At 75.2% G+C, this 7,200-nt stretch carries 3 protein-coding genes, 1 tRNA gene and 1 pseudogene; all 5 read right to left on the reverse strand.

What is annotated here, in order from left to right:
- Positions 1-1,308, reverse strand: coding sequence for an L-seryl-tRNA(Sec) selenium transferase (selA, locus tag SM577_RS24065; protein ID WP_474588027.1), 1,308 nt, complete (start codon positions 1,306-1,308; stop codon positions 1-3).
- Positions 1,309-1,325: 17 nt separating this feature from the next.
- A tRNA-Sec gene (locus tag SM577_RS24070) sits at positions 1,326-1,421 on the reverse strand.
- 45 nt (positions 1,422-1,466) lie between these two features.
- Complete coding sequence (nrfD, locus tag SM577_RS24075) at positions 1,467-2,636, reverse strand: NrfD/PsrC family molybdoenzyme membrane anchor subunit (protein ID WP_474579735.1); 1,170 nt, start codon at positions 2,634-2,636, stop codon at positions 1,467-1,469.
- Complete coding sequence (locus SM577_RS24080) at positions 2,633-3,712, reverse strand: 4Fe-4S dicluster domain-containing protein (protein ID WP_302922580.1); 1,080 nt, start codon at positions 3,710-3,712, stop codon at positions 2,633-2,635. Before SM577_RS24080 ends, nrfD begins: the two co-directional genes overlap by 4 nt.
- A gap of 32 nt (positions 3,713-3,744) precedes the next feature.
- Positions 3,745-7,017, reverse strand: a pseudogene (fdh, locus tag SM577_RS24085) (formate dehydrogenase); the annotation flags it as partial.
- Positions 7,018-7,200: the final 183 nt, after the last annotated feature.

Consider the following 7,200-nt stretch of genomic DNA (forward strand, 5'->3'; position numbering starts at 1 on the left):
TCAGCCGTCCCCCGGCACCCGCAGCACGGCGGCCCGCACCGCGTCGTCGGCGTCGGCCGGCACGCAGCGCAGGTCCAGCAGCAGCCGGCCGCGCACCACCCGGCCGAGCACCGGCGGTTCGCCGGTGCGCAGCGGCTCGGCGTACCGCTCGGGCAGGCTCAGCGCCCACGAGTCCAGCTCCACGCCGGGGGCGCCGCCGCCGCCGACCACCGCCGCGGCCGGCACCACCTCGGCCTTGCAGCCGTCGGCGGCGAGCCGGTCGCGCAACCGCTCGGTCCGCTCCCGCAGGCCGCCGGCGTCGGCGTGCAACGCCGCCCGGGTCGGGGTGGCCGGGTCGCCCACCGTGGCGGCCAGCGCGGCCAGGGTCAGCTTGTCCACCCGCAGCGCCCGGGCGAGCGGGTGCCGGCGCAGCCGCTCGACCAGGTCGGCCGCGCCGAGCAGCAGCCCCGCCTGCGGGCCGCCGAGCAGCTTGTCGCCGCTGGCGGTGACCAGCGCGGCGCCGGCGCGCAGGGTGCTCGCGGCGTCCGGTTCGGCGGGCAGCAGCGGGTCCGGGGCGAGCAGCCCGGAGCCGATGTCGGCCACCACCGGCACGCCGAGGGTGGCCAGCCGCCGCACCGGCACCGCCGAGGTGAAGCCGGTGACCTGGAAGTTGGACGGGTGCACCTTCAGCACGAACCCGGTGCGCGGGCCGATCGCGGCGGCGTAGTCGGCCAGCGTGGTGCGGTTGGTGGTGCCCACCTCGCGCAGCCGCGCGCCGGTGCTCTCCAGCAGGTCCGGCAGCCGGAACCCGTCGCCGATCTCCACCAGCTCGCCCCGGCTGACCACGATCTCGCCGCCGGATGCCAGCGCGGTGGCGGCCAGCACCAGCGCGGCGGCGCCGTTGTTGACCACGTGCACCGCGCCGGCGTCCGGCACGGCGGCCGCGAGGGCGTCCAGGGCGTCGCGGCCCCGCCGGGCCCGCCGGCCGGTGCGCAGGTCGAGTTCCACATCGGTGTGCCCGGCGGCGGCGAGCACCGCGGCGACCGCGGCCGGCGACAGCGCCGCCCGGCCGAGGTTGGTGTGCAGCACCACCCCGGTGGCGTTGAGCACCGACCGGGGCGCCGGCGCGGGCAGCGCGGCGAGTGCGGCCTCGCGTACCTCGTCGGGGGCGATCTCGCCGCGGCGGGCCCGCTCCTGCGCCCGGTGGACGGCGGCCTTGACCCGGTCCCGGCCCAGCGTGCCGGCGGCGGCGACCAGCGCGGGGTCGGCGAGCAGCGCGTCGGTGCGCGGCACCCGCCGGCGCGGATCGGCGCGGCCGTCCCCTGTCACGTGATCTCCCCGCTGCTTGGCGGAGACGGACGGGAATCGAACCCGCCTGGCCCGGGTCCCGGACCACACCGGTTTTGAAGACCGGGAGGGGCACCAGCCGCCTGAACGCCTCCACCGAGCATTTGACCACAGCGGTGGCGGGCCCGCGCGGGGAAGGGTCAGTCCTGCACCGCCGCCCGGCGGGCCAGCCGTTCGCGCTGCGGCACCACCGTGTACTTCGGATCCCGCGCCGAGGCGACGCCGCCGTGGAAGATGCCGAACCGGGTCGCCACCGACGCCGCCAGCAGCGCCGCGCCGGAGAGCGCGGAGACGGCCCGGCTGCGCCCGCCGAGCAGCGCGCCGGCCACCCCGGCGGCGGTCAGCACCCGCCCGGCCCGCAGCAGCCGCCCCGCCCGGCCGATCCGGTACGGCTCGCTGAGCAGCCCGAGCCGGGTCTCCACCCGGTGCGAGCCGTACAGCTCCAGCGCCGCGCCGGCGACCGCCATCCGCCGCGCCGGCCCGGTCTGCCCGAGCGGCGCGGCGAGCAGACCCACGCCGGCGCCGCTGGCCAGCGCGCTGCCCGCGAAGATCACCGGCAGTTCCGGGTACGCCTCGTGCCAGGACGGCACGGCCGTGTCGGCCAGCAGCACCCCGGTGTACGTGGCCAGGGCCGGCGCGGTGGCCGCGGCGGCCAGCCCGGCGGCGTGCCCGACCGGCGGCAGCACCCGCCGGGCCAGCCCCGGCAGGCCGTCCTCGGGCAGCCAGGGCGCCGCCTCGGCGACCGCCGCCACGCCGGCCGCCGGCCCGAACGCGGCGAGGATCCAGGTGCCCACCGACATCGGCGAGGTCGGTTTGGCCACCCGCAGCATGTGGTGGAACCGGGCCGGCCGCCCCAGGTCCCGGATCAGGAAGCCGGTGCTGGCCCCGACCGCCGCCAGCGCGGCGAGCCGCCCGGCCCGGCGCAGCCCCGGCCGGCCGGTGAACTGCCCGCCCGCGGCCAGCAGCGACGAACCGGCCGCCAGGCCGCCGGTGAACAGGTAGGCGGCGATGTCCCACTTCCACACCGGCGGCTTCAGCACCGGCCGCCCGTAGTAGGAGGTGAACTCGGCCGCCGGGACGGTCAGCTCCTCGCCGCCGCGCCCCCGCCGGCCGCCCCGGCGCCGCTGCGTCGGTGCCCCCGACGGCACGGGCGCCAGCCGGGCGGCCTGCGCGGCGGCGTCGCTGCGCGGCGCGTCCGGGCGGAAGCTGGTGGCGTGGCTCTCGCCGGCCGTGGGGTCAGGGCCGCCGGCGGTGCCGGCGAGCCGGTCGCGGAAGCGGCGGAACCGGTCGCCGACCGGGCGGTCACTCACGAGGAACCTCCGACGAACGCGGCGACGGCGGCCGCCGCCATGGCCAACGCGGCCAGGCCGGCCCGCTTCCACATCTTCGGCAGGTCGCGGGTGGTCACCACCGGGTCCGGCGGCAGCCCGTACACCTCCGGGTCGTCGAGCAGCAGGAAGAAGGCGCCGTCGCCGCCGACCCCGTCGGTCGGGTCGTGCCCGTACAGCCGCGCCTCCGGCACGCCCCGGTCGTGCAGGGTGGCCATCCGGGCGGCGGCCCGTTCGCGCAGCTCCTCCAGCGGGCCGTACTGGATGGACTCGGTCGGGCAGGCCTGCGCGCAGGCCGGTGTCTTCCCGACACCGATGCGGTCGTAGCAGAGCGTGCACTTCCACGCCCGGCCGTCGCCCTTGCGCTGGTCGATCACCCCGTAGGGGCAGGCGGAGATGCAGTAGCCGCAGCCGTTGCAGATGTCCTCCTGCACCACCACCGTGCCGAACTCGGTGCGGAACAGCGACCCGGTCGGGCAGACGTCCAGGCAGGCCGCGTGGGTGCAGTGCTTGCAGACGTCGGACATCATCAGCCAGCGGAAGTCGGTGCGCCCCTCGGCGCTGCCGGTCCGCCCCGGCGGCCCGTCCCCGGGCATGCCGAGGAACTGGGTCCCGGCCGCCGTCGGCGTGGCGTCGCTCGACGGGCCGGCGGCCATCCGGGCCGCGGCGTCGGGTGACCCGGGCGGCACCCCCGGGTCGGTGCCGGTGGGGTTGCCGCTGCCGGCGGCCACCGCCGCCGACGAGGCGCTCACCGAGCCGCCGGTCGGGTTTCCGGCGAACGGGGGCGTCCGGTGGCCGGCCGGGCGGGCCTGCTCGACGAAGGCGACGTGCCGCCACGAGTTGGCGGTCAGCGCGCCGGTGTTGTCGTACGACATGCCCAGCAGGTCCAGCCCGGAGCCGGGCACGTCGTTCCACTCCTTGCAGGCCACCTCGCACGCCTTGCAGCCGATGCAGACGCTGGTGTCGGTGAAGAAGCCCATCCGCGGCGGGGCGTCCGACCAGCCCGCGTCCGGGGCCGGGTCCAGCGGGCCGTAGTAGCTGTTCGGGCCGGGGCTCATCGCGACCCTCCCCCGTCCGGCCGGTGCTCGACGCCGGGGTGCGCGCCGGGGGTGACGGTGGGTGGGCGGGGACCGGGGTCGGCGCCCGGTTCCAGGCCGGCCCGGCGCCGGTAGTCGGCCACCAGGTCCAGCAGGGCCGGCCCGGTGGGGCGGCGGCCCGGTCGTACGTCGCAGGTACCGATCTTGCTCTCCTGGATCAGCACGTTCGGGTCGAGGGTGATCCCGAACAGGTCGTTGGCGGAGTCGCCGGTGACCAGCCCCTCACCGCCGAAGTGGTAGGGCAGCCACACCTGGTGGATGATCCGGCCGTCCACCCGCAGCGGGGTGAGCCGGTCGGTGACCAGCACCTTCGCCTCGATCACCGCCCGCCCGCTGACCAGGTGCGCCCAGCCCAGGTGGGCCAGCCCCACCTCGCCGGCCAGCTCCGGGGACACCTCCACGAACATCTCCGGCTGCAACTCGGCCAGCGGCCGGACGGTGCGGCTCATCCCGCCCGCGGTGTGGTGCTCGGTGAGCCGGCTGACCGTGAACACGTACGGGAACACCTGGCTGTGCTCCGCCGGCGGGCTGGGGTTCACCGAGTTCACCGGGTGCGTATAGACCTTGCGGGTCGGGTTGGCCTGCTGCCGGTAGAGCGGGTTGCGCACCGGCGACTCGGGCGGCTCGTAGTGCGTCGGCAACGGCCCGTCGATCAGCCCGCGCGGCACGTACAGCCAGCCCTTGCCGTCGCTCTGCATGACGAACGCGTCGTCGCCGGCGATCCCGGCCGGGCCGGAGGCGCCCTCCGGCGGCCGGTACGTCGGCGGTTTGGTCTTCTCGAAGTCCGGCACGTCGTAGCCGGTCCACTCGCCGGCCTCGGCGTCCCACCAGACGTACTTCTTCCGCTCGCTCCACGGCCGCCCCTGCGGGTCGGCGGAGGCGCGGTTGTAGAGGGTGCGCCGGTTCGCCGGCCACGCCCAGCCCCACTCGGCGGCCACCCAGTCCTGCTCGTGCCGGGACTTGCGGCGGGCGGCCTGGTTCACCCCGTCGGCGTACACCCCGGTGTAGATCCAGCAGCCCACGGCGGTGGAACCGTCGTCGCGGGCCTCGCTGAACGAGGCCAGCGGGCGGCCGGTCGCCACCTCGTACCCGTTGATCTCGCGCAGCACCGCCTCGGCGCTCGGCTCGGCCAGCGGACCGTGCGTGGGGTAGTCCCAGGCCAGGTCGAGCAGCGCCCGGTCGCGGGGGTGCGGGGAGCCGGCCAGCTTCTCCCGCAGCTTGCGCCCGAGGTGGTAGAAGAACCACAGCTCGGAGCGGCAGTCGCCCGGCGGCTCGACGGCCTTCTCCCGCCACTGCAGCAGCCGCTGGGTCTGGGTGAAGGTGCCCTCCTTCTCCACGTGCGACGCGGCCGGCAGGAAGAACACCTCGGTGCGGCACTCCTGCGGGACGATCTCACCGGTGGCCACCTCCGGGCTGTTCCGCCAGAACGTGGCACTTTCGATCATGAACAGGTCGCGGACCACCAGCCAGTCCAGGTTGGCCATGCCCAGCCGCTGCGCGCGACCGTGCGCCGAGCCCACCGCCGGGTTCTGACCGAGCAGGAAGTAGCCCTTCACCTTGCCGTCGATCATGTTCAGCACCTGCTGGTAGGTGCCGTGGTCGCCGGTCATCCGGGGCAGGTAGCCGTAGCAGAAGTCGTTCTCCGGCGTCGCCGCGTCCCCCCAGTACGCCTTGAGGAGGCTGGCGCCGTAGGCCCGCGCGTTGCCCCAGAACCCCTTCTGGCCCGGGTGCCGGATGCTGTCCACCCACTGGTCGAAGGTCGGGTGGTCGGCGTGGTGCGGCATCGGCAGGTAGCCGGGCAGCAGGTTGAACAGCGTCGGGATGTCGGTGGAGCCCTGGATGCTGGCGTGCCCGCGCAGCGCCAGCACCCCACCACCCGGGCGGCCCACGTTGCCCAGCAGCAGCTGGATGATCGCGCCGGTGCGGATGTACTGCACGCCGACGCTGTGCTGGGTCCAGCCGACCGAGTAGATCAGCACGCCGGTGCGCTCCCGGCCGGAGTTCTCCGTCCAGGCCCGCGCCAGCTCCAGGAACTTCTCCCGCGGCACGCCGCAGGCCCGCTCCACCATCTCCGGGGTGTAGCGGGCGAAGTGCCGCTTGAGGATCTGGTAGACGCAGCGCGGGTGCCGCAACGTCTCGTCCCGCTGGTTCCGACCCGAGATGGGGCTGCCGTGCGACTCGTGCCGCAGCCCGGCCGCGGCGTCGCGCTCCTTGTCGGTCTCCTCCGCCGCCGTCCCGGCCTGGGTCTCCTGGCCGGCGTACTGCCAGCTGGTCCGCTGATACGTGCCGGTCTCCGGGTCGAACCCGGAGAAGAAGCCGTCCCCGTCCTCGGTGTCGACGAACTCCTCACTGATGATCGTCGCCGCGTTGGTGTACGCCAGCACGTACTCCCGGAAGTCCAGCTCGTTGCTGAGGATGTAGTTCACCACCCCGCCGAGCAGGGCGATGTCCGAGCCGGCCCGGATCGGCAGGTACGTGTCGGCGAGCGCGCTGGTCCGGGTGAACCGCGGGTCGACGTGGAAGACCTTGGCGCCGCGCCGTTTGGCCTCCATCACCCACTGGAAACCCACCGGGTGGGCCTCGGCCATGTTCGAGCCCTGGATGACGATGACGTCAGCGTTCGCCACGTCCTGCTGGAAGTCCGTCGCGCCGCCGCGACCGAAGCTGGTCCCCAGACCGGGGACGGTGGCGGAGTGTCAAATCCGGGCCTGGTTCTCGATCTGGAGCGCCCCCATCGCGGTGAACAGCTTCTTGATGAGGTAGTTCTCCTCGTTGTCCAGCGTCGCCCCGCCCAGGCTGGAGATGCCCAGCGTGCGGTTGAGCGGCCGGCCCTCGCTGTCCACGTCCTCCCAGGTCTGCTCGCGCGCGGCGAGCACCCGGTCGGCGATCATGTCGAGCGCGACGTCGAGATCCAGGTCCTCCCACTCCGTGGCGTACGGCCGGCGGTAGCGGACCTTCGTCTGCCGCAGCGGGCTGGTCACCAGGCTCTTGCTGGCCGCGCCCTTCGGGCAGAGCCGACCACGGGAGATCGGGCTGTCCGGGTCGCCCTCGATCTGGGTCACCCGGTCGTCCTTGACGTACACGCGCTGGCCGCAGCCCACCGCACAGTAGGGGCAGACCGAGCGCGCCACCCGGTCGGCCGTCTCGGTACGCGCGGTCAGCTCGGCCGAGCGGGCCGACTGCGCCGCCGCACCCCGCCCGAGCGGGTCGGTGCCGGTGAGCTGCCGGTAGACCGGCCAGCCCTCGATGAAGGTACGGATACCCACCCCGCCACCCCCCTTCGCCCGACGCCGACCCCTCGAACATAGGCCAGCCGACGCCCGCCCGCGACCGCTCCGACCGATCTTCACGTCCCGGAGACAGCGCCGCCCCCGCGGCCTGGTGGCTGCGGGGGCGGTGCCTGGGGTGTCGGTGTGCAGGTCGCCTCTCGGCGAGTGGCGCGACGCGGT

The organism is Micromonospora desertarenae (assembly GCF_056150265.1).

Excerpts from the sequence above, each read along its gene's own strand:
- SM577_RS24080 (WP_302922580.1), bottom strand. The coding sequence starts at position 3,712 with ATGAGCCCCGGCCCGAACAGCTACTACGGCCCGCTGGACCCGGCCCCG.